Genomic DNA, 20399 nt, shown 5'->3' on the forward strand with positions numbered 1-20399 from the left:
TATGGACGAAAATATGGAACTGGATCTGGAGCAGGAAGAAGAAGAGGTTGATCTTCTGACCCTCATCGCCGAGGATGGCACTGAGCTGGAATTTGAAATTGCCGATACCGCCGAATTCGAAGGTGTGCGTTACATGGCGCTGATCCCTGTCTTGAATCAGGCTGAGGAGATTCTGGAGGATAGCGGTGAGCTGGTGATTTTGCGTGTTTCAGAAGGCGAAGGGGAAGAATTCCTCGAATCCATTGAGGATGAGGATGAATTCAACCGTGTGGGCGATTTCTTTATGAAGCGCCTTGAGGATACCTTTGATTTTGAGGACTGAGTTTTAGCATAGTCTCGTTTTTTCTTTGCGTTTATTCCAATAGAGCTTACTCCCCTGCTGGGTGCGTGTATATGCTGCTTTAATATAATCCAACACTTATATTAAAGGGAGTCCTGATCTTCGTGGATATGATTGCAGACCTCCCGGCCTTGGCCGGACGAAGGGAGCAGGAGCCCCACGGGGGGACACCCACCTGTCTTTGACGGGTTTTATTGGGCGACATACGGCTTGGTGGGGTTTTATTTTGCATTTTTAATTGTTTCCTGCTTCGTGGATGCGGAGTTTAGCGGAAAAATTGGAGCGAACGGCTGCGGCTGTTCGCTTTTCTTTATTTAGCGTCTGCTAAACAATTCAAAAATGCAACAACAGCAGTACTTTTCAGGCCGTCAATCCATGTATCTGAAACGGTAAAACAGACCTGTTTTGCCGTCAAACAGAGCGAATATTGCTTTGTTTGCAAATGCGTTTTGCAAAGCGCATTTATTCATTGGACATTATTTAAACCCTGCCTTGGGGTAACCGGAAGATTCGGATTGGGGTGATTTTATGGAGGGCTCTATGCCTCTCTTTGCCAACTGGCAAACCCAGCATTATGTTTGGGGTGGTATAACAGCAGGGGCATTGTTCCTGTTTTTTGTCTTAATTCCCATTGTGAAATACTGGCGCAAAAAACACAGAAACACCGAGCTGGATTGTGTAGGAGATGGCTACCAGTTTGAAGCCTACATAGCCCAGCTGCTCAGGCGCAACGGATTTATCAACGTGGATGTAACCAAAGCCTCCAGCGACTATGGCGTGGATGTTACAGCGGAAAAGGATGACATCACCTACGCCATTCAGTGCAAGTTTTACAACCAGCCTGTGGGGGTAAAGGCCGTTCAGGAGGTGCTGGCTGGGAAGCTCTACTACGACTGCCATGTTGCTGTGGTTGCCACAAACAGCACCTTTACCAGAAACGCTGTTGAGCTGGCGAAAAAGACCAAGGTGCTCCTGTGGGATGAAGATAAACTGGCACGCCTGTAATGGCTTTGGCAGGCATCATTTTGTGGTGCGGCGTTGGATTGTTTCCAGCTGCATTGCCTCTTATAAAAGAAAAAGCGTAACGGAAAGGCAATTCCCGTTACGCTTTATTGTTTTATGCTTGGCCGAAAAGGGCGGGGCCTATTTTCCTATACTGCTTTTCCATTCCAGATATTCATCAAAGCTGGTCTGGCGATCGGTCACACCCTCAGGGGTGATCTCGATGATCCGGTTGGCAATGGTCTGGATAAACTGGTGATCGTGGGAGGCGAAAAACACAATGCCCTTAAAATCAGTCAGCCCGTTGTTGAGGGCGGTGATGGATTCCAAATCCAAATGGTTGGTGGGCTGATCCAGCACCAGCACATTGGCACCGGAAAGCATCATGCGGGAAAGCATGCACCGAACCTTTTCACCACCGGAAAGCACCTTGACAGACTTGAGCACATCGTCCCCGGAAAAGAGCATCCGGCCCAAAAACTGGCGCAGATAGCTTTCGTGATGATCGGGGGAATAGGGCTCCAGCCACTGGAGCAGGTTTTCATCCCGGTCGTTGAAAAAGGAGGAGTTATCCCGGGGGAAGAAGGCCTGTGAAGTGCTGACACCCCATTTGAAGGAGCCGCTGTCCGGCTTGATCTCCTCAGCCAGAATCTTGAACAGGGTGGTGTGAGCCAGCTCGTTATCCCCTACAAAGGCGATTTTATCCTCACGGCCCGCTGTAAAGGTCAGGTTATCCAGCACCTTGACACCGTCAATGGTTTTGGTAAGACCTTCCACAAACAAAACATCCTTGCCTACCTCACGGTCAGGCTTAAAGCCCACCCAGGGGTAACGCCGGGAAGAAGCGGGAATCTGCTGTATATCCAGATTATCCAGCAGCTTGCGCCGGGAGGTTGCCTGCTTGGCCTTGGATTTGTTGGCAGAAAAACGGGCGATAAAGTCTTGCAGTTCCTTGGCCTTTTCCTCGGCCTTTTTGTTTTGATCCCGGAGCATTTGCTGCATCAGCTTGCTGGCATCGTACCAGAAATCGTAGTTGCCCACATACAGCTTGATCTTGCCGTAATCGATATCCACGATGTGGGAGCAGACAGCGTTGAGAAAATGCCGGTCATGGGAGACCAGAATAACGGTGCCCAGGAAATCCATAAGAAAATCCTCCAGCCAAGTGATGGAGGCATAATCCAAGTTGTTGGTAGGCTCATCCAAGAGGATGATATCCGGCTGGCCGAACAGCGCCTGTGCCAGCAGCACCTTAACCTTTTGGCGGCCATCCAGCTCGCTCATCAGGCTGGCGTGAAAAGCAGTTTCAATTCCCAAACCCTGCAATATGCGGGAAGCATCCGATTCGGCTTCCCAGCCGCCCATTTCGGCAAAATCGGCTTCCAGCTCAGAGGCACGAACGCCGTCTTCCTCGGTGAAATCTTCTTTTTCGTAAAGGGCATCTTTTTCTTTCAAGTTGGCATAAAGCTTATGGTTGCCCATAATCACCGTTTCAATAACCGGAAAAGCATCGTATTTGTTCTGATCCTGCCGCAGGATGGACATGCGGACTTTAGAATCCACAAACACGCTGCCGCTGCTGGGTTCCAGCTCACCGGAAAGCACCTTGAGAAAGGTGGATTTGCCCGCACCGTTGGCTCCGATGATGCCATAGCAGTTGCCGGGAACAAATTGCAGGTCTACATGGGAAAAGAGCTTGGTTACACCCATGTTGAGGCTTACATCGCTGACTGTTATCATAGTATTGCATAAACTCCTTCTTAAAAACTGGATAAAACAGCTTGTTATTCTTTATTATAACACAAAACAGGAACGGCCGCAGGTTTCTCTGCTTTTTGCGGCATCTCATTCATCACTCCCGCACTCATGCCGTGCGGCTGGCACATCCTTTCAGGCGCTTACATTTTCTGCGGAAAATGTAGAGGTGGCCTTCAGCCACGAAGCGCCTCATGGGGGAACTAGTTCCCCCATGTTCCCCCTCCAGCCTTCGGCGGGAATTAAACCACAGTTTGGCTTTCCTTAAAAAAAGGAAGGTTCAAGGAAAAGGGTTTACCCTAATTGTAAACAGGCCTCACAAAACGATAGCTATTGGGCGCAAAGACGTGGAGTTATGCCTTGCCTAAGCCCGAAATAAGAGGCTAAGCCCTCCATCAAGCAACCAGGGCAGACATGGCGGTGGTGAGCCGGGCAAAATCTTCTATGGAAAGCTGCTCCGCCCGGGTGGAGGGGGCGATGCCTGCCTGCTCCATAGCGGAGGTTATTGCGCTTTTCTCCAACCGGAAATGAGCAGCCATGCAGTTGAGCAAGGTCTTGCGCCGCTGGGAAAAAGCACCTTTTACCACCGAGAAGAACAGGGCCTCATCGATTCCCTGCACCGGCGGCTCTGGGCGAACCTCCAAGCGGATGACACTGGAATCCACATTGGGGGCGGGCATAAAGGAGCCCTTGGAAACCCCAAACAGAATTTCGGGCTTGGCGTAGTAGTGCACTGCCACTGTGACAGCACCGGCCTCCCGGCTGGGGAGCGGCGCACAGATGCGGGTAGCCGCCTCCTTCTGCACCATAACGGTGATGGTATCCACCGGGAGCCGTTCCTCCAGCAGGCGCATCAGAATGGGGGAGGTGACATAATAGGGCAGGTTGGCGCAAACCACCACCCGCAACCCGGCAAATTCCTCTGCAATCAGCTTGTGGAGGTCCACCTTGAGAGCATCCCCGTGGATAACCTTGGTGTTGGGGCAGTCGGCCAGGGTTTCTTCCAGCACCGGCAGCAGACGAGCATCCAGCTCAATGCTGACCACCTTGGTGGCAAGCCGGGCCAGCTGTGTGGTGAGCACCCCAAGGCCGGGACCGATTTCCAGAACACCTACCCCTTCATCCGCTCCCGAGGCTTCGGCCATGTGGGGGCAAATGCCGGGGTTAATGATAAAGTTTTGCCCCAGCGCTTTGGAAAACCGAAAGCCATGGCGATCCAGCAGCTCCCGGATTGTTTTTATATTTGTAAGATTTTCCATATATCGGCTCCTGTCCGTTCAAAGAATCGCACAACAAAACTCCCCATAAAAAGGAAATTAAGTTGATTTTCTGTAAAAAATAGAGTATTATAATAAGAATTAATGAGAGGAATACAGCCATGGAAGAACAAAAAGACAGACGAGATAAAATCAACTATTATTTGGATATAGCCGAAACAGTGCTGGAGCGGGGAACCTGCTTGCGGCGTAATTTTGGCGCCATTATCGTAAAAAACGATCAGATTATCTCCACTGGCTATGTGGGAGCACCCCGCGGGCGGCAGAACTGCAGCGATTTGGGCTACTGCACCCGGCAAAAGCTCCAGATTCCCCGGGGCGAGCGCTATGAGATGTGCCGCTCTGTCCATGCGGAGGCCAATGCCATTATTCACGCTTCCCGTGCGGATATGCTGAACAGCACCTTGTATCTGGTGGGTCGGGAATACGATACAGACGAATACGTTCGGGATGCAAACCCCTGCTCTATGTGCAAGCGGCTGATCATTAACGCCGGTATTACCAATGTGATCATTCGGGATGATAAAAATACATACCGCAGTGTGCCTGTCCGGGATGAATGGATCAGCAACGATGAATCCCTCAGCGGAGCCATGGGTTACTAAGCTTTTACTTAAAAGAAAAAATCACTTTTGCAGCCTGCATAATTTGCGGGCTGTTTTTGTCTTTTATCAGGATTCGACCCGATAGATGGGGTATGATACCATTAGAACACATTATATTTGTTCTATTGCGGCAGCGGTTCACTGATGCTGGGAAAGGTTATCCCGTAATTTATAAAAAGACACAAGCTTAATCCATGGTACAGCATTTACACCTTAAATGCAAGACTGGGCTTTAGCGTGCGGTGGGTATATTTTATCCCCATAGGCGAAGACTAAAAGCAACCAAACCCATCGAAAGGTGTTGACCTATGGATAACAACAAACGCAAAGCCGATTCTGCCGTGGGAGAGGAAAATCCGCTTCCCACCGATGCGGCCACTTCTGAGGAAGAAGAGGAACAGGCCGAAATCGATAACGCCCAATCCCAGCAGACCCAGCAGATTGTCCAAACCGGCTCCATCACCCCTGCCAAGGGGCGGCATGTCATTCACTGCCTGACCATTGTGGGGCAGGTGGAGGGGCATTATATTCTGCCGCCGCAAAACAAAACCACAAAATACGAGCACGTGATTCCCCAGCTGGTGGCCATTCAGGAGGACCCTCAAATTGAGGGGCTGATTATCATACTCAATACGGTTGGCGGCGATGTGGAGGCTGGCCTTGCCATTGCGGAGCTGGTTTCCGGTATGCGTAAGCCCACGGTTTCCATCGTATTAGGTGGTGGGCATTCCATCGGCGTGCCGCTGGCAGTCAGCGCCCAGCAATCTTTTATTGTACCCTCTGCTACTATGACCCTGCACCCGGTGCGTATGAACGGGGTGGTGCTGGGTGTTCCACAGACCCTTTCTTATTTTGATAAGATGCAGGAGCGAATCGTTCGGTTCGTAACCGAGAATTCCAAGGTATCGGCGGATACCTTCCGGAATATGATTATGAATACAGGGGAGCTTGTCATGGATGTGGGCACCGTGCTGGATGGCCAGCAGGCCGTGGAAATCGGCCTGATTGACCACTTGGGCGGGCTGGCGGATGCCATCACCTGCCTGTATTCCATGATTGACGAACAGAAAGCTAAAAAAGAGCAGGAAACGGCATCGGATACCGCCGAAGAAAAAGAAACTTCTGCCAAGGCTCCGTCACGCCCCAAGGCCAGCCGGGTGGAGGTTTATCAGCCGGTGATGCGCCGCAGATTGGTTAAAAACCGCAGGCGGGAACCCTTTCGTAGTGCGGCCGCAGTCAAGAACGACAGCGCAGTGGCAGGTGTTTGGCCGCCTCACCGCTTATCCGGTCCGCTGACAGGGCAAAATATCCGCTCGGGTCAGGAACGCCGCTCATGGGATGGAGGTGCCAAAAGCTATGTTAATCCATTCGGTGACGCCGGCCCAGTTTCTGACTGACCCATGGCCGGAAAGTGCCGCAGTATCTGGGGTGGCCGCACCCCAAACCGAATACAAGGCAATACCCTTCGGCTACGTGGAGGGGATTTCTACCCCAGAAGGGTTTCGGATGAACCGGCTGCTTTCCACCGACCCCAGCCAGTATCTGGATGTTAACTTCACCCCCGGCGGCATTTGCAGGCTTTAACCGCCTGCCCCGGGTACATAAAGACAGCCCGGCCCCGGGAACAATTGTTTGCAGACCTTTACACTGTACGCCCAATCGTGGTACAATAAACCTACTTTCTTTTTAGAAAAAAAGAAAGTAGGCAAAGAAAAATCACTATGGGTTTAGGTGAGCAGAAGCCCTTGTCCTTGAGCTGGATGAATGACGATGGGCGATGCACTTAAAACCTAAGTGGTCTCAGAGAAACTGCGACCACGGCCTATGAAAAAGCTTATATTTCGACCAAAAGGCCTTGCCTGACGGCAGTGTCGCTCATTTTTCTTTGTATTCTTTCTTTTTCTGCGTAAAAAGAAAGAATATGCCTGCACGGCATGAGTGCGGAAGTGAGAAATGCTCACTTTGTTAAGCCGTGCGAGATACCTTTACAGCATAAGTGCTAACCTATAGGGTATAGTTCCAGATTGAACGGTGGATATACGCCGAATATGATTTTGGTGGGTGATCATAATTGGGGCTTCTTTTATCCAAGTGGAAAGAGATATACTGTGGAACATCACAGGAAAGCTTTTTAAGGGCAATTGAAATTCTTAAGCTTAACAGCATAAAATATAAGCATTTGCAAGTAAAGCATGATGCTTCACCCCCATTTCGTGGCTTTGCCAGAAAAGCTTTGGGCAGGGTCGGAGAGATAACCGAAAGCTCTATTTTGTATTATATTTATGTCAATAAACATGATTTTGAAAAGGCTAGAGATATTTTGGCAGGGGAGATGCCTTAAAATCAGAAAAACCTTTAATGTGCATAGCCAGATATTCCGCCATTAGAATAACAAATCAATTTACATATGGAGGCCTTGGAATGGGTATATTTGACGCAGTTTTACAGGGGATCGTGCAGGGACTTTCTGAGTTTCTGCCCATTTCCAGCTCGGGGCATTTATCGGTGGTGCAGTATTTTACCGGGCAGGGGGGAGAAAGCGGAGCGGCTTTTTCCATTCTTCTGCATCTGGGGACCCTGCTGGCGGTCTGCCTTGCCTTTCATAAAACCATTCTGGAGCTGATTGTGGAGTTCTTCGGCGCAGTGGGGGATATTTTCAAAGGGCGGTTTTCTATCAAAAACGCCAGCCCGCAAAGGCGGATGCTGTTCCTTTTAATTGTTTCGCTGGTTCCGCTGGGTGCGGTGGTTTTTCTCAAGGATTTTTACACCTCTTTTTCTGCGGATAACAGCATTATTATGGAGGGGGTTTGCTTCCTTTTCACCAGCCTTCTGCTGTTCCTTTCCGAAAGGGTCAAGGAGGGCAATAAAAAGGCCGCCACCATGCAGTATAAGGATGCGGTGCTCATCGGCTGTATGCAGGCTGTTGCACCCCTGCCCGGCCTTTCACGTTCCGGCTCTACCATAGCGGCGGGCATATTTGTAGGGCTCAACCGCAAATATGCCGTGGCTTTCTCCTTTATTATGGGTATCCCGGCTGTGCTGGGGGCAAATCTTTTGGAGATCAAGGATATTGCAGGGCAAAAGCTGGATACCTCCCTGCCTGTTTTGCTGGTGGGGCTGGTCACTTCACTGATTTTCGGCCTGCTGGCCATTAAAATGGTAAACTGGCTGGTGACCTCCAACAAGTTTAAGATTTTTGCATGGTATACGCTGGTTTTGGGCATTCTGGTGCTGGGTACCGGTATTTTTGAGGCAGTCAGCGGCCACGCTTTGCAAAACATGATTTTAGGGGCCTGATTGTGGCCCTATAGACTGATTTAAGTGAAACAAGTATAGCCGGAGGTCGAAGTGTTTATGGCAAGCACAACCAACAGAAAAACCACAAAAAAGAGAGCAGCGCCTTCCCGGCAGACTGCGGCTCAGCGCAACGCCAAAAAGCAGATGGGTGCGGTGATTATGTTCTCCGCCGGGCTGTTGCTGGGCGCACTGACCTATATTCCCGGGGAAAGCGGCTGGTTCTTTGTACATAGGTTTATTTACGGCATGTTCAGCTGGAGCTCCTTCTTTTTGGCGCCCCTGCTGATTTATATCGCTGTTATGACTGCGCTGGACAAGCCCATTGGTTCTCTCCAAGCCAAGCTTTGGCAGGTCAGTGTGCTCATTACATTGATTTCCGGGGCGATCCAGATTTTTGGGCCGGGGATACCTACAGAAGAAAACTTGGTGGAAAACATTGCGGCTTTGTATAACGGCGGTGTTAGCCTAAAGGGCGGCGGCCTCACCGGGGCTATTTTCGGCCTGCCGCTGTTGGCGTTGTGCGGCAAGACTGCCGCTTCCATTGTGATTCTGCTGGCGATTTTTGTTTTTACCATGCTGATTACCGGCACCACTTTGTTGCACCTTTTCCGGGCGGCTACACGCCCCGCCCGCATCTTGGAGGATGTCTATACCGCCAAGGTGGAGGAGCAGGAGCGGGAAGAACCGGTGTCCGCCGGTGGGCGGTTTGACATTAATGTAAACTTGGATGACGATATGCCCGCTCACCTGGTGCACTCGAGCCCCAAGGCAGTTCGCCGCTTGACCCCGAAAGAGCGGCTTCTCGGTGTGGTAAATGTGGACAGCCCTGCGGAACATGTCCCCGCCGGCGAGCTTGAATCGAGGACGCAGGAGCAGGAGGCACTGCCTGAACCGGCAGCTGTGATACCCTCTGCTTTAGAGGAGGATATCGAAGCGCTGACCCATTCCGAGCCTCTCCACTTTGCCCAGCCTCAAGAAGATGAAGAGGATGACTTGGGCATTGACAATCTCATTGACCGCTACCGGGAGGCCCCGGCATCCGCCGATCCCCGGGCACCCCTTGAACAGCTCCCATGGGATGAGCCGGTTTCCTTTGATGAGCCGGAGCCTCTGCGTTTTCCCGGTGTTCGTGCCGGGGGGGAGGCGATCCCTTTTCCCGGAACCAAGGCCCGGGAGAGCCGCTCCTATGAGCCTTTTACCTTTGATCAGCCCAAGGAGCCGGAGCCTTTGCCCAACGATAAGGATCTTTACAAGCTGGAGCACCAGCGGGTGAAATTCTCTCCCGAGGAGTTGGAGTTTGCCTTTTTGGAGGATGTGAAACCCAAAGTCCCAGTGGTGCGGGAATATGCGTTCCCATCGCCCACTCTTTTGCAGGAGGGCAAACCCCCGGCCAACGAAAAGGTCAGCGAAGAGCTGAAAGCCAACGCTCAAACCTTGGTGGATACACTGAAAAGCTTTGGTGTGCAAACCCGGATCACCGATATCTGCCGGGGCCCGGCGGTTACCCGGTATGAGCTCCAGCCTTCCGCCGGGGTGAAGATCAGCAAAATCACCGGCTTGGCCGATGATATCGCCCTGAATCTGGCCGCCTCCGGCATCCGCATTGAAGCGCCCATTCCCAACAAGCCAGCGGTGGGTATCGAGATTCCCAACAAGGTTGTCAGCATGGTTAAAATCCGGGAGATACTGGATTCCAAGGAGTTCATCGCCGCCCCCAGCAAGCTTTCAGCCGCTTTGGGCCGGGATATTGCAGGCAACATCATGATTGCCAACATCGCCAAAATGCCTCATGTTCTCATAGCAGGCTCCACCGGCTCGGGTAAATCGGTGTGCATCAACTCCATTATTATGAGCCTGCTGTATAAAGCCTCCCCCGATGAGGTCAAACTCTTGATGGTAGACCCAAAGGTGGTGGAGCTGGGTGTTTACAACGGGATTCCCCATCTGCTGGTGCCGGTGGTGACCGACCCCAAAAAGGCGGCGGGTGCTCTTTCGTGGGCTGTGAGTGAAATGCTCAACCGCTATAAAGCCTTCGCAGAGAATGGTGTCCGGGATTTGGAGGGCTACAACCGGCTGGCTAAAGCCAGCGATACCATGCCCACCATGCCCCAAATTGTGATTATCATCGATGAGCTGGCCGACTTGATGATGGCCGCCCCCAATGAGGTGGAGGATTCCATTTGCCGCTTGGCTCAGATGGCCCGGGCCGCCGGTATGCATTTGGTCATCGCCACACAGCGCCCCTCGGTGGATATCATCACCGGTGTGATCAAGGCCAACATCCCCTCCCGCATTGCCTTTGCCGTTTCCTCTCAGGTGGATAGCCGCACCATTCTGGATATGGGCGGCGCCGAAAAGCTGCTGGGCCGGGGCGATATGCTGTTTTACCCTGTGGGTGCGGCCAAGCCCATCCGGGTGCAGGGCTGCTTTGTCACCGACGATGAGGTTGAAAAGGTGGTTTCCTTTATTAAGCAAGGGCAGGACAGCGATTATGACCAAGCTGTCGCCGAGGAAATTGACCGCCATGTGGTGGTGGGCAAGGCCTCTAAGGATAAGGATAAAGACACTGGAGGCGGCTTTGAGGATGAGGATGATATGCTCCCCGCCGCCATTGAATGCGTTGTTGAAGTGGGGCAGGCTTCCACCTCTCTGCTCCAGAGGCGGCTCAAGCTAGGCTATGCCCGGGCGGCCCGTATTGTGGATCAGATGGAGCAGAAAGGCATTGTAGGCCCCTTTGAAGGCAGTAAGCCTCGTGCGGTGCTGATTTCGAAGGAGCGCTGGCTGGAAATGAAGCTCAGCGGCGCCGAAGAATCCATGATGAATGCCTCTCGTGACTAACTTCCTTTTCTTTTTGAAAAAAAAGGAAGCAAAAGAAAAACCACTTGAGGCTTCGCCTCTTTCGTCGGGCTTAAGCTGATTAAAATCGTTCGCTTGGCGCACGATGGCAGAATGAAGAGCAAAAAGCCTTATCTGCCGCCAGAGACGGCTTTTTTCTTTGATGGCTTTCTTTTTCAGCCAAAAAGAAAGCCATTGCCTGTGCGGCATAAGCACGACCGAAGCTTCATGGGTTTTATACGGCTATATCTAGGCGGTGGGGTAACAAGGGGCTTGCCCCTTGGCGATTCTTTGCACACTTTCTCATCGTGGAGAAAGTGTGTGCCCGGCACGGCATGAGTGCCAAGTGTCAAACTGCACTTGGTGAAATCTAAGAAAAATAAGATCCCCAGAGAAAAGGCCTTACAAACGAGAATATACAGTTGGCTTTTGATAGGAAAGAAAAGCCAAGAACGCCAAGTAAAGGCATAACAATTTTACCGGGCCTATGCCCGAAGGAAGGAGCGGAGCTCCCTGTCTGATTTTTTGCCCGTATCCAAAGTCGACCTGCAAGCCCGTGGATGGGAGCAGGCGGATATTATATGCATAACGGGGGATGCCCTTGTGGATCATCCCTCTTTTGGAATTGCCATTGTGGGCAGGCTTCTGGAAGCCATGGGCCTGCGGGTGGGGATCATCTCCCAGCCCAAGAGCGAAAAAGATTACCGCAAGTTAGGCACACCTGCTCTTGGCTTTTTTGTCACCAGCGGCAACATCGATTCCATGGTTTCCCACTATACAGCGGCCAAGCGCCGCCGTTCCGATGATCCTTACACCCCCGGCAACAAGGCTGGTTCCCGGCCCGACCGGGCGGTGATTGTTTACAGCCAGAAGCTGCGGGAGCTGTTTGGGGAAATCCCCATTATCATCGGAGGACTTGAGGCCTCCTTTCGCCGCTTTGCCCACTATGATTACTGGGACGATGCGGTTCGCCCTTCCATTCTGCCGGATAGCGGCGCTGATTTGCTGGTTTATGGCATGGGCGAATACCAAACCCGGGAGATTGCCCGCCGCCTGCGTGCGGGGGAACCGATCTCCACCATGACCGATATCCGGGGAACCTGCTTCTTGACTGAGAACCCTGCTCTTTTGCCTGCCGGCGCTGTTAGCTGTGCCTCCTTTGATAAGGTGCGGGAGGATAAGAAAACCTACGCCCGGGCCTATGCCATGCAGATGGAGGAGCAGGATCACATCACCGGGCGGGCTATTGTTCAAAAGCACGGCAGAGCTTTTTTGGTGCAGAATCCCCCTATGGAGCCTGTTGAAGGGGAGGAGCTGGACGATGTGTTCCGCCTGCCCTTTACCCGCAGTGTCTACCCCATGCATGAAAGCAAGGGCGAAGTGAAGGCCATTGAGGAAATTGAGTTTTCCATCCAGCACAACCGGGGGTGCTTTGGAAACTGCAACTTCTGCTCCATCGCCTTCCATCAGGGGCGGGTAGTTTCTGCCCGCAGCCGCCAGTCGGTTCTGGAAGAAGCCAAGCGGATGATCAAAAGCCCCCGATTCAAGGGCTATATTCACGATGTGGGAGGAGCCACCGCCAATTTCCGGGGGCCTTCCTGCGATAAGCAGAGAAAGCACGGCATGTGCAAAAACCGCAAATGCTTGGCCCCTACCCCTTGCCCCAACCTGAAGGTGGATCACACCGAATACCGGGAGATGCTGGAGGAGCTGCGCCATTTGCCGGGGGTGAAGCGGGTGTTTGTTCGCTCAGGGCTGCGGTTTGACTACATCAATGCGGATCCTGACGAACGGTTTTTTACCCAGCTGGTCAAGCATCACATCAGCGGGCAGCTCAAGGTTGCTCCCGAGCATTGCAGTGCGGCTGTGCTGGATAAAATGGGCAAGCCCCACATTAGCGCCTATGAAAAGTTTTCGAAAACCTTTTATTCCACCACCAAAAAGGTGGGCAAGGAGCAGTACCTAGTGCCCTATCTCATGTCCTCCCATCCGGGGAGCACCCTGCGGGATGCGGTGGAGCTGGCGGTGTTCCTAAAACGAAACAACATCCGCCCGGAACAGGTGCAGGATTTTTACCCCACGCCGGGGACCGCCTCCACCTGTATGTTTTATACCGGGCTTGATCCTTTCACCATGGAGCCTGTCTATGTCCCCCGCACACCCGAGGAAAAGGCCATGCAGCGGGCGCTGCTGCAATACTATAGGCCAGAAAACCGCTCGGTGATCATCAAGGCGCTGATTAAAGCAGGCCGGGCCGATTTGGTGGGAACCGGCAAAAACTGCTTGGTGCCGCCGGATAAAAGCTTTCGAGAGCGCCAAAATCGGCAGGAGCAGGCTCACTCTGGCCGCAGAGGTGGCCAAACAGGCGGCAAGGGGGCAAATTCGTTTGCACATACCCGAGGCTCCTCGGGTGCCAACCCCCGTAATAAAGGGGCGAAAGCTCCTAAAAGGAAAGGCAGATAAGAAGGGTGGCAAAAGGCAGAAATAAAAGACAGCTGCGCCGCAGTTGGATTGTCATACTGCTGGTATCGGTGGTGGTGGGCTTTTGTGTGCTTTCCACCATGCAAAACCGGGACAATCTGGAAATCGGCCTGCCGGAGCTGGAAAGCAAGGCGGCAGCCCGAGTGAGCAGCTTTTTCAGCTATTTTATCGATACCTCCCAAGCCCCGCAGACAGAAAAAGAAAGCCCTCTGGCGGTGTTTTCCTCCAAAGGGAATCTGAGCGTGCATTTTATCGATGTGGGGCAGGGCAAGGCGATTTTGATACAGGCACCGGACAAAACGGTGCTCATTGATGGCGGGGATAATGCCACCGCCAAAGAGCTGGTGCGCTATCTCAAGGATGCGGGGGCAGGCAGCATTGATCTGTGCATTCCCACCCATGCCCATGCCGATCACATCGGCGGATTGGATGTGGTGATGGATGATCTCAAGGTGAAATCGGTGGTGATGACCGATCTGCCCCACGAGCTGGTTCCCACCTCGGCCTCCTATACAGATTTTTTGCTGGCCATTGCGAAAAACTCGGTGACTGTCGAGGAATTCAAAGCGGGCAAAAGCTACGATCTGGGCGGGGGTGCAACCCTGACTCTGCTGGCTCCCTTGGGGGAATACAGCGATCTCAACGATATGTCCATCGTCAGTCGGCTGGATTATCGAGATACATCCTTTTTGTTTACAGGAGATGCCTCCGGGCCATCGGAGCTGGATTTGATCGAGAGCCGGGCTGATCTTTCAGCGGATGTGCTGGATGTGGGGCACCACGGCAGCAGAAGCTCCACCACACAGGCTTTTCTGGATCAGGTGAATCCTTCCATCGCTGTCCTTTCCTGTGGGCTGGACAATTCCTATAAGCACCCCCACAAGGAGGTGCTGGAACGTCTTGGTGGGCAGGGTGCCCAGATATACCGCACCGATTTGCAGGGAACCATTGTGATGCGCTCCGATGGCTCACAGCTTTCGGTTTCAGCGGCAGCATAAGGAGGGTGAGCAATGAAGGGCTACTGTATTTTGCGCCTGACTCCCGAAACGGTCTTGCTGGAGGATGCCCAGCGGCAGAGGCTGGAGATTACCCCGGATCGCCTCCCCTCAGGGAGCAGGGAAGGCGATTGGATTCTGCTGGGAGAGGATGGCAGCGTTTCCCCTGACCCGGAGGAGACACAGCGCAGGCGCAGCCTCAACAGACGGCTGCTGGATGGACTGCTGGGAAAGAATAAATAAGAAAAGCGAAAGATTTTCTGCGGGTGGCAAGGTGTTCCGGCAGCTTTTGCGGCTTATCATCACACAGAAGCCGTGCTTGGTGGGATACCCGATAAAGTAGGGTGTAACTTTTAGAGTTCTTATCATAGAAACTGCCTGTATCTTGTCTGCATGGCTGCCACGCTTCTCCTCACTGATGTGTAATCGCCCAAATAATACGACATAAAGAGGGAACACAGCTATAAAACCTGTGTAAAATCAAGGTCAAACCTTATGAAAATCAGGATGTTGCTATGCCGCCCGCAGGCTTTTATAAAAAGGTAAAAGGTTTTTGAAAAGGGTGTTGACTCAGCATAACGGATATGCTATAATATCAAAGTCACCTGACTGGAGGACATATGCTGGTGTAGCTCAGTTGGTAGAGCAGCTGATTTGTAATCAGCAGGTCGGGGGTTCAAATCCGTCCACCAGCTCCACTTTTTATTTGGCTTAAAATGAGGATGGAACTTGAGCGGACAAGCGCTGTGTAAGACCCATTAAGCGTTTAGGCTGAAAAAAACTGAATATGGGAGATTTCCCGAGTGGCCAAAGGGATCAGACTGTAAATCTGACGGCTCCGCCTTCGGTGGTTCGAATCCACCATCTCCCACCAAAACAGGACTAACTTTATGTTTGTCCTGTTTTTTTGTTTTTTAATATACGGATATTTCGGTGTAGGGGGAACCTACGGCAGAGCCGACACCCTTGACTTTTAAAAGGTTATTCTATATGCTGAAACAGAAAATACAATTGCTTATTCGTATGTTCTTGTTTGATGCATTATCCGAGTGGTTCGCTCTTAATTAACAGCATAAGAAAGGAAGAAAGCAACATGCAGAATTTTGAGTTTCAAAATGCAACCAAGCTTGTTTTCGGCCGCAATGCCGAAGAAGAGGCCGGAGCTTGCTCCAAGGAGTTTGGCACCCGGGTGCTGCTGCATTATGGCGGCGGCTCCATCAAAAGGAGCGGGCTTTATGACCGTGTTCTTGCTTCTCTCAAGGCCGAGGGGCTGGAGGTTCTGGAGCTGGGCGGCGTAGCGGCCAATCCTTTGCTTTCTAAGGTTGAGGAGGGAATCGCCCTCTGTAAAAAGGAGAAGATTGACTTTATTCTGGCGGTAGGCGGCGGCAGTGTAATCGATTCGGCCAAGGGAATCGCTGCTGGTGCTATGCTGGATGAGCCTATCTGGGATTACTACATAGAGGGCAAGCCGGTTAGCAAGGCGCTGCCCATCGGTGTGGTGCTGACCATTCCTGCCGCTGGCTCCGAATCCTCCAACGGCTCGGTGATTACCCACGATGAAACCCAGTATAAGCGCTACATCAGCTACCCGGTTCTGAAAGCCAAATTTGCCCTGATGAACCCGGAGCTGACCTTTACTTTAAGCCCTTACCAGACCGCCTGCGGCTGTGCGGATATTTTTGCCCACCTGCTGGAGCGGTATTTTGCCCCCGAGGATCATGTGGAGCTCACCGACCGGTATATTGAATCCACCATGAAGGTGGTGCTGGGCAACCTGCCGGTGGTGCTGGAACAGCCGGAAAACTACGATGCCCGGGCCGAGCTGATGTTTGCAGGCACCCTGGCCCACAACGGCCTGCTCAACTGCGGGCGCACCGGCGACTGGGGCAGCCACGACATTGAGCACGAGCTGAGCGGCCTTTATAACATCGCCCATGGAGCGGGGCTTTCTATCATCTTTCCGGCATGGATGAAGTATATGGTGAAGGAAGCACCGGAGAAATTTGCCCAGTTTGCCCGGCGTGTATTTGGCATTGACGATGCCGGCAGCAACGAGGAGATCGCCCACAAAGGAATTGCAAAGCTGGAGGATTTCTTCCGCAGCGTGGGGCTTCCTGTTCGATTCTCTGAGGCTGACCTTCCTGCCGATCAGCTTGAATTGATGGCTGAAAAGGCCGTATTCAACCGGGGAACTGTCGGGAATTTGAAACCTCTTGGCAAAGAGGATATTGTGGCCATCTATAAGCTGGCTCTGTAGCATCAAGTCTTTTACACAGCAAACCGATATCTATAAGACAAGAGCCGTTCCCTTATCCACAAGCGTGGAGGGAACGGCTCTTGTTTTATGTGGGAAGGGCTTCTGGGAACTTGCCTATTTGGGCATGGGGAGCTTGCGGCTGCCGGGCTTGACAATGGGGGTTCCCTTTTCGCAGATGGGGCAGGCATCTGCCTCAAAGGTCTGCACCGAAAGGGTGGTGGCCGCATAAACGGGGAAGGGCAGCTGGATATCGGGCGTGCGGCGGTCCACTAAGGCGGTGAGGCCGATCACCTTGGCTCCGGCGGCTTCGATAACCGCCACGGTTTCAAGGGTAGATTTGCCGGTGGTGATGACATCCTCGCTGATGAGCACACGATCCTCGGGGCTGAGGTGGAAGCCCCTGCGCAGGGTCATTTCACCGTTTTCACGCTCAGTGAAGATACCGTTTACCCCAAGCTGGCGTGCCAGCTCATAGGCTACCACAACGCCGCCCATGGCCGGGCCCACCACAACAGTGGGGGCAAGATCCTTGACCTGATCGGCGATTTCCTTGACCACCACAGCGGCCTTATCGGGGTGCTGGAGCAAAAGGGCGCACTGGCAATAGCGGTCACTGTGCTTGCCGCTGGTCAGCAAGAAATGCCCCTCCAGCAGACTGCCGCATTCCTTGAATATTTCTAAAACAGCTTTGTTTTCCATAAATTGTTGCCTCCTCGTTTTTCAGTGGGCCGCTCCCCGGATTTCTTCCAGCGACTCGATTCCCAACTTATCCATCAAAGAGCTAAGCTCCTCTAAAATAACAGCCGACATATCCGGCCGAATAAAATTAGCCGTTCCAACCTGAACAGCGGTAGCACCAGCCATAATGAATTCCAGCACATCCCGCCCGGAGGCAATGCCACCCAAGCCAACGACCGGGATTTTAACTGCACCGCATACATCATAAACCATCCGTAGGGCGATGGGCCGAACAGCAGGCCCCGAAAGCCCCGCCACCACATTGCGGAAAACCGGCTTGCGCCTGTTTATATCAATGGCCATCCCTTTAAGGGTGTTGATCAGGGAGAGGCAATCCGCTCCTGCGGCTTCGCAGGCCAGCGCCATTTCCACAATATCCTCTGCATTGGGGGAAAGTTTGACCATAAGAGGCTTACTGGTAGCCTTGCGCACAGCGGCAACCACCTCGTGGGCCACAGCGGCCTTGGTTCCGAAAGCAGCTCCGCCGTGCTTAACATTGGGGCAGGATATGTTCAGTTCAATAAAATCCACTTGGGTTGCATCCAGCAGGCAGGCGCCCTCCAGATATTCTTCTAACGTGTTGCCGCCCAGATTGGCCAGCACAGCCGGCCCCAGCCCCAGCATAGCGGGCAGCTCATGCTCTATAAAATGCGGTACCCCCGGGTTTTGCAGGCCCACGCTGTTGAGCATACCGGAGGGGGTTTCCCACATACGGTGGCCGCCATTGCCTGCCTTGGGGTGCAGTGTCAGGCCCTTGGAGGAAATGCCGCCCAGACAGCTTATATCCATATAAGGGGCGAATTCTTCGCCAAAGCCGAAGGTACCCGAAGCCATAATCAAAGGGTTTTTCAGGGGAACCCCGCACAAATCTACGTTAAGCCTCAAAGTCGACTTCCTCCCCTAAAAACACCGGGCCATCCTTGCAGACCCGGCGGTATTTTCCATCCTTGGTTCCGCAGGTGCAGGCAAGGCAGGCCCCCACACCGCAGGCCATTTTGTTTTCCAGCGAGACATAAACGGGAACGCCAGACTTTTGCCCCAAAGCATTGACTGCTTTCATCATGGGGGTGGGGCCGCAGCAAAGAATCGCCTCATAATCAGCTGGATCAAACAGAGCGGTTACAAAGCCCTTGGTTCCGGCTTCACCTGTTTCGGTGGCAATGGCTATCCGGCGGGTAAAAGGCTCAAACTGCTCTGTGAAGTAGGGGGTATCCCGGTAGCCCAGAAAGGCATCAGCGGTGATTCCGGCTTCCTTGAGGCGGCGGCTGAGATACACCAGCGGCGCTGTGCCGATGCCGCCTCCCACCAAAGCCACAGGCCGGGAGAAATCTATAGGAAAGGTGCCGCCGATGGGCCCCAGCATGCCAAGAGGCTCACCGGCCTGCATTTGAGAAAGCTGGATGGTTCCTTCACCCACCAACTGATAAAGGAGGGTGGCCACCCCATCTGCCCAATCGCAGACACTAATGGCTCGGGGCAAAAGCACCCGGCTCTGGGCGGGGCGCAGCATATAAAACTGACCAGGAAGCGGCATCTCTGGGGCGGGGAGCTCCATTTTGAAAATCCCCGGGGCAAGCTGCCGGTTGGATATAATTTTTACCTGCGAATAGCTCATTGGTTGTGGCTTCCTTCCTAAAGGGGATGCAGTCTTTCTGTCATTCCAGAGTGAACTGGGCGGATGCACCGCCTAGCCCATCCGAAAGCACAATGTGGTAAGTGCCGGGCTGGTAGTCATATTGCTCCTGAAACAGACTAAACTCTTCTGTGTTGGTTTGGCCAGCTGGCAAAGTCACGAAAATTTCAATAACGTTGAAATCGAGGGGGATTGCTTGCCAGCTGCCGTTTACCTCCCGCTCAATGCGGTACATGTAGCCATAACCGCCCTCAACCTGAGAGGTGTTGGTGATCTTTACAGTAATGGATGGGGCATCCACGGCATAGCTGGCGGGGGAGGCCTCAACTCTATAAGCTGGCTTGGAGGATTGGGCTTGGCTGTTTGAAACAGCACTGCTGGGAGAAGCCGGCTCACTGGTTTCTTTTGGGGGCTCTGGCTCGGATTGGGAGATAGGCTCTTCATCCGGTTCCGCCTTCAAAAAAGCCTGCACATCCTCCACACGGATATCAATGCTTTCGCCCGTGCTGCGGAGCAGCACAATATGCTCGGGCGGATCGTCCATATTCTCTCCTTCAATGAACAAGGAGTATTCCGCTTCTGCCATAGGGAATTCCCAACGGTGTTTTTCGGCGCTGGCATCCTTATGGGAAAATGCCTCAAAATCCTCCCACGACAGAGCGAGAGTCATTTCAGAAAGGGAAAGAACATCCTCAAGAGCTAAGGTCTTGGATTCTGCCTTGGGGGTGCAGGAAGTCAAAGCTAAAGTCAGAACAAGAATGAGGCACAAAATACGTTGCATATAAAAACCTCCTTGGTTATAGTGATGTATAAAAGAAGCATCCTTTATAAAGGTGTCCCAAAAGAGGGTTTTCCTTGCATCCTTTCTTTTTCAAAAAACAATGCGATTTAATTCCTCGGTCTTATCAAGCGCAGTTTCTTCACTCCCGCGCTCATGCCGCGCGGACTGGCACATCCTTTCTCCGCAATGAGAAAGGATGCAAAGAATTGCCAAGGGGCACGCCCCTTGGTACCCCCGCAGCCAAGATTCAGCAAAGCACAGTTCGTTCGGCTTCGGTCGTGCTCATGCCGCACAGGCAATTTCTTTCTTTTTGACTGAAAAAGAAAGAAATCAAAGAAAAAAATCACCTCTGGCGCTGGGCTAAGGCCTCCCCTTCGAGTGAAGAGTTTCCATTTTGGGCTGG

18 protein-coding genes, 2 tRNA genes, 1 other RNA gene and 1 pseudogene are annotated in these 20399 nt (G+C 52.6%); 16 read left to right on the forward strand and 6 right to left on the reverse strand.

Going from position 1 to position 20399, the window contains the following annotated elements; genetic code table 11:
- Position 1: 1 nt before the first annotated feature.
- The 3 genes from U6B65_10685 (at position 2) to U6B65_10695 (ending at position 1345) form a co-directional block, all read left to right on the forward strand.
- The gene (locus U6B65_10685) at positions 2 to 322 is read left to right on the forward strand and encodes a DUF1292 domain-containing protein (GenBank protein WRS26796.1); all 321 of its coding nucleotides are present in this window, start codon (positions 2 to 4) and stop codon (positions 320 to 322) included.
- Positions 323 to 370: 48 nt separating this feature from the next.
- Positions 371 to 564: non-coding RNA, 6S RNA (gene ssrS / locus U6B65_10690), on the forward strand.
- Between the two features lie 304 nt (positions 565 to 868).
- On the forward strand, positions 869 to 1345 hold the full coding sequence (locus tag U6B65_10695) for a restriction endonuclease (protein ID WRS26797.1): 477 nt from the start codon (positions 869 to 871) through the stop codon (positions 1343 to 1345).
- A 138-nt stretch (positions 1346 to 1483) separates the two neighbouring features.
- Here the strand turns inward: U6B65_10695 and U6B65_10700 are convergent, their stop codons facing one another.
- Positions 1484 to 3082 (reverse strand): ATP-binding cassette domain-containing protein, encoded by a 1599-nt coding sequence (locus U6B65_10700; protein ID WRS26798.1) that lies wholly within the window; start codon positions 3080 to 3082, stop codon positions 1484 to 1486.
- Positions 3083 to 3492: 410 nt separating this feature from the next.
- On the reverse strand, positions 3493 to 4356 hold the full coding sequence (gene rsmA, locus U6B65_10705; GenBank protein WRS26799.1) for a 16S rRNA (adenine(1518)-N(6)/adenine(1519)-N(6))-dimethyltransferase RsmA: 864 nt from the start codon (positions 4354 to 4356) through the stop codon (positions 3493 to 3495).
- Positions 4357 to 4475: 119 nt separating this feature from the next.
- Between rsmA and U6B65_10710 the strand changes: the two genes are divergently transcribed.
- The 12 genes and pseudogenes from U6B65_10710 (at position 4476) to U6B65_10765 (ending at position 16844) form a co-directional block, all read left to right on the forward strand.
- Positions 4476 to 4979, forward strand: coding sequence for a deaminase (locus U6B65_10710; GenBank protein WRS26800.1), 504 nt, complete (start codon positions 4476 to 4478; stop codon positions 4977 to 4979).
- A gap of 341 nt (positions 4980 to 5320) precedes the next feature.
- Positions 5321 to 6055 (forward strand): annotated as a pseudogene (locus U6B65_10715) (ATP-dependent Clp protease proteolytic subunit).
- Between the two features lie 280 nt (positions 6056 to 6335).
- Positions 6336 to 6563: a YlzJ-like family protein gene (locus U6B65_10720; GenBank protein WRS26801.1), complete on the forward strand. Its 228-nt coding sequence runs from the start codon at positions 6336 to 6338 to the stop codon at positions 6561 to 6563.
- A 487-nt stretch (positions 6564 to 7050) separates the two neighbouring features.
- Positions 7051 to 7320 (forward strand): hypothetical protein, encoded by a 270-nt coding sequence (locus tag U6B65_10725; protein ID WRS26802.1) that lies wholly within the window; start codon positions 7051 to 7053, stop codon positions 7318 to 7320.
- 80 nt (positions 7321 to 7400) lie between these two features.
- On the forward strand, positions 7401 to 8276 hold the full coding sequence (locus tag U6B65_10730; GenBank protein WRS26803.1) for an undecaprenyl-diphosphate phosphatase: 876 nt from the start codon (positions 7401 to 7403) through the stop codon (positions 8274 to 8276).
- Positions 8277 to 8333: 57 nt separating this feature from the next.
- Positions 8334 to 11114 (forward strand): DNA translocase FtsK, encoded by a 2781-nt coding sequence (locus U6B65_10735; GenBank protein ID WRS26804.1) that lies wholly within the window; start codon positions 8334 to 8336, stop codon positions 11112 to 11114.
- Between the two features lie 510 nt (positions 11115 to 11624).
- Positions 11625 to 13574: a YgiQ family radical SAM protein gene (locus U6B65_10740; GenBank protein WRS28942.1), complete on the forward strand. Its 1950-nt coding sequence runs from the start codon at positions 11625 to 11627 to the stop codon at positions 13572 to 13574.
- A gap of 5 nt (positions 13575 to 13579) precedes the next feature.
- Positions 13580 to 14590 (forward strand): ComEC/Rec2 family competence protein, encoded by a 1011-nt coding sequence (locus U6B65_10745; GenBank protein ID WRS26805.1) that lies wholly within the window; start codon positions 13580 to 13582, stop codon positions 14588 to 14590.
- A 12-nt stretch (positions 14591 to 14602) separates the two neighbouring features.
- Positions 14603 to 14830: a DUF3006 family protein gene (locus U6B65_10750; protein ID WRS26806.1), complete on the forward strand. Its 228-nt coding sequence runs from the start codon at positions 14603 to 14605 to the stop codon at positions 14828 to 14830.
- Between the two features lie 379 nt (positions 14831 to 15209).
- Positions 15210 to 15285 (forward strand) — tRNA-Thr (locus U6B65_10755).
- 91 nt (positions 15286 to 15376) lie between these two features.
- Positions 15377 to 15461 (forward strand) — tRNA-Tyr (locus U6B65_10760).
- A gap of 219 nt (positions 15462 to 15680) precedes the next feature.
- The gene (locus U6B65_10765; protein WRS26807.1) at positions 15681 to 16844 is read left to right on the forward strand and encodes an iron-containing alcohol dehydrogenase; all 1164 of its coding nucleotides are present in this window, start codon (positions 15681 to 15683) and stop codon (positions 16842 to 16844) included.
- Between the two features lie 114 nt (positions 16845 to 16958).
- On the opposite strand, the gene pyrE is transcribed toward U6B65_10765, so the two are convergent.
- The 4 genes from pyrE to U6B65_10785 are packed head-to-tail and all read right to left on the reverse strand — an operon-like array spanning position 16959 to position 19996.
- A complete protein-coding gene (gene pyrE / locus U6B65_10770) occupies positions 16959 to 17543 on the reverse strand; it encodes an orotate phosphoribosyltransferase (GenBank protein ID WRS26808.1) in 585 nt (194 codons plus the stop codon).
- 21 nt (positions 17544 to 17564) lie between these two features.
- Positions 17565 to 18416, reverse strand: a complete 852-nt coding sequence (locus U6B65_10775) for a dihydroorotate dehydrogenase (protein WRS28943.1) — start codon at positions 18414 to 18416, stop codon at positions 17565 to 17567.
- Positions 18417 to 18456: 40 nt separating this feature from the next.
- Positions 18457 to 19197, reverse strand: a complete 741-nt coding sequence (locus tag U6B65_10780; GenBank protein ID WRS26809.1) for a dihydroorotate dehydrogenase electron transfer subunit — start codon at positions 19195 to 19197, stop codon at positions 18457 to 18459.
- A 40-nt stretch (positions 19198 to 19237) separates the two neighbouring features.
- Positions 19238 to 19996 (reverse strand): immunoglobulin-like domain-containing protein, encoded by a 759-nt coding sequence (locus tag U6B65_10785; GenBank protein ID WRS26810.1) that lies wholly within the window; start codon positions 19994 to 19996, stop codon positions 19238 to 19240.
- Between the two features lie 196 nt (positions 19997 to 20192).
- Here U6B65_10785 and U6B65_10790 point away from each other — a divergent pair, with 196 nt between their 5' ends.
- Entirely contained in the window at positions 20193 to 20360 is a 168-nt protein-coding gene (locus tag U6B65_10790; GenBank protein WRS26811.1) for a hypothetical protein, read from the forward strand.
- Positions 20361 to 20399 lie beyond the last annotated feature (39 nt).

It is taken from the genome of Oscillospiraceae bacterium MB08-C2-2 (assembly GCA_035621215.1).
GTDB lineage: Bacteria > Bacillota > Clostridia > Oscillospirales > Ruminococcaceae > WRAV01.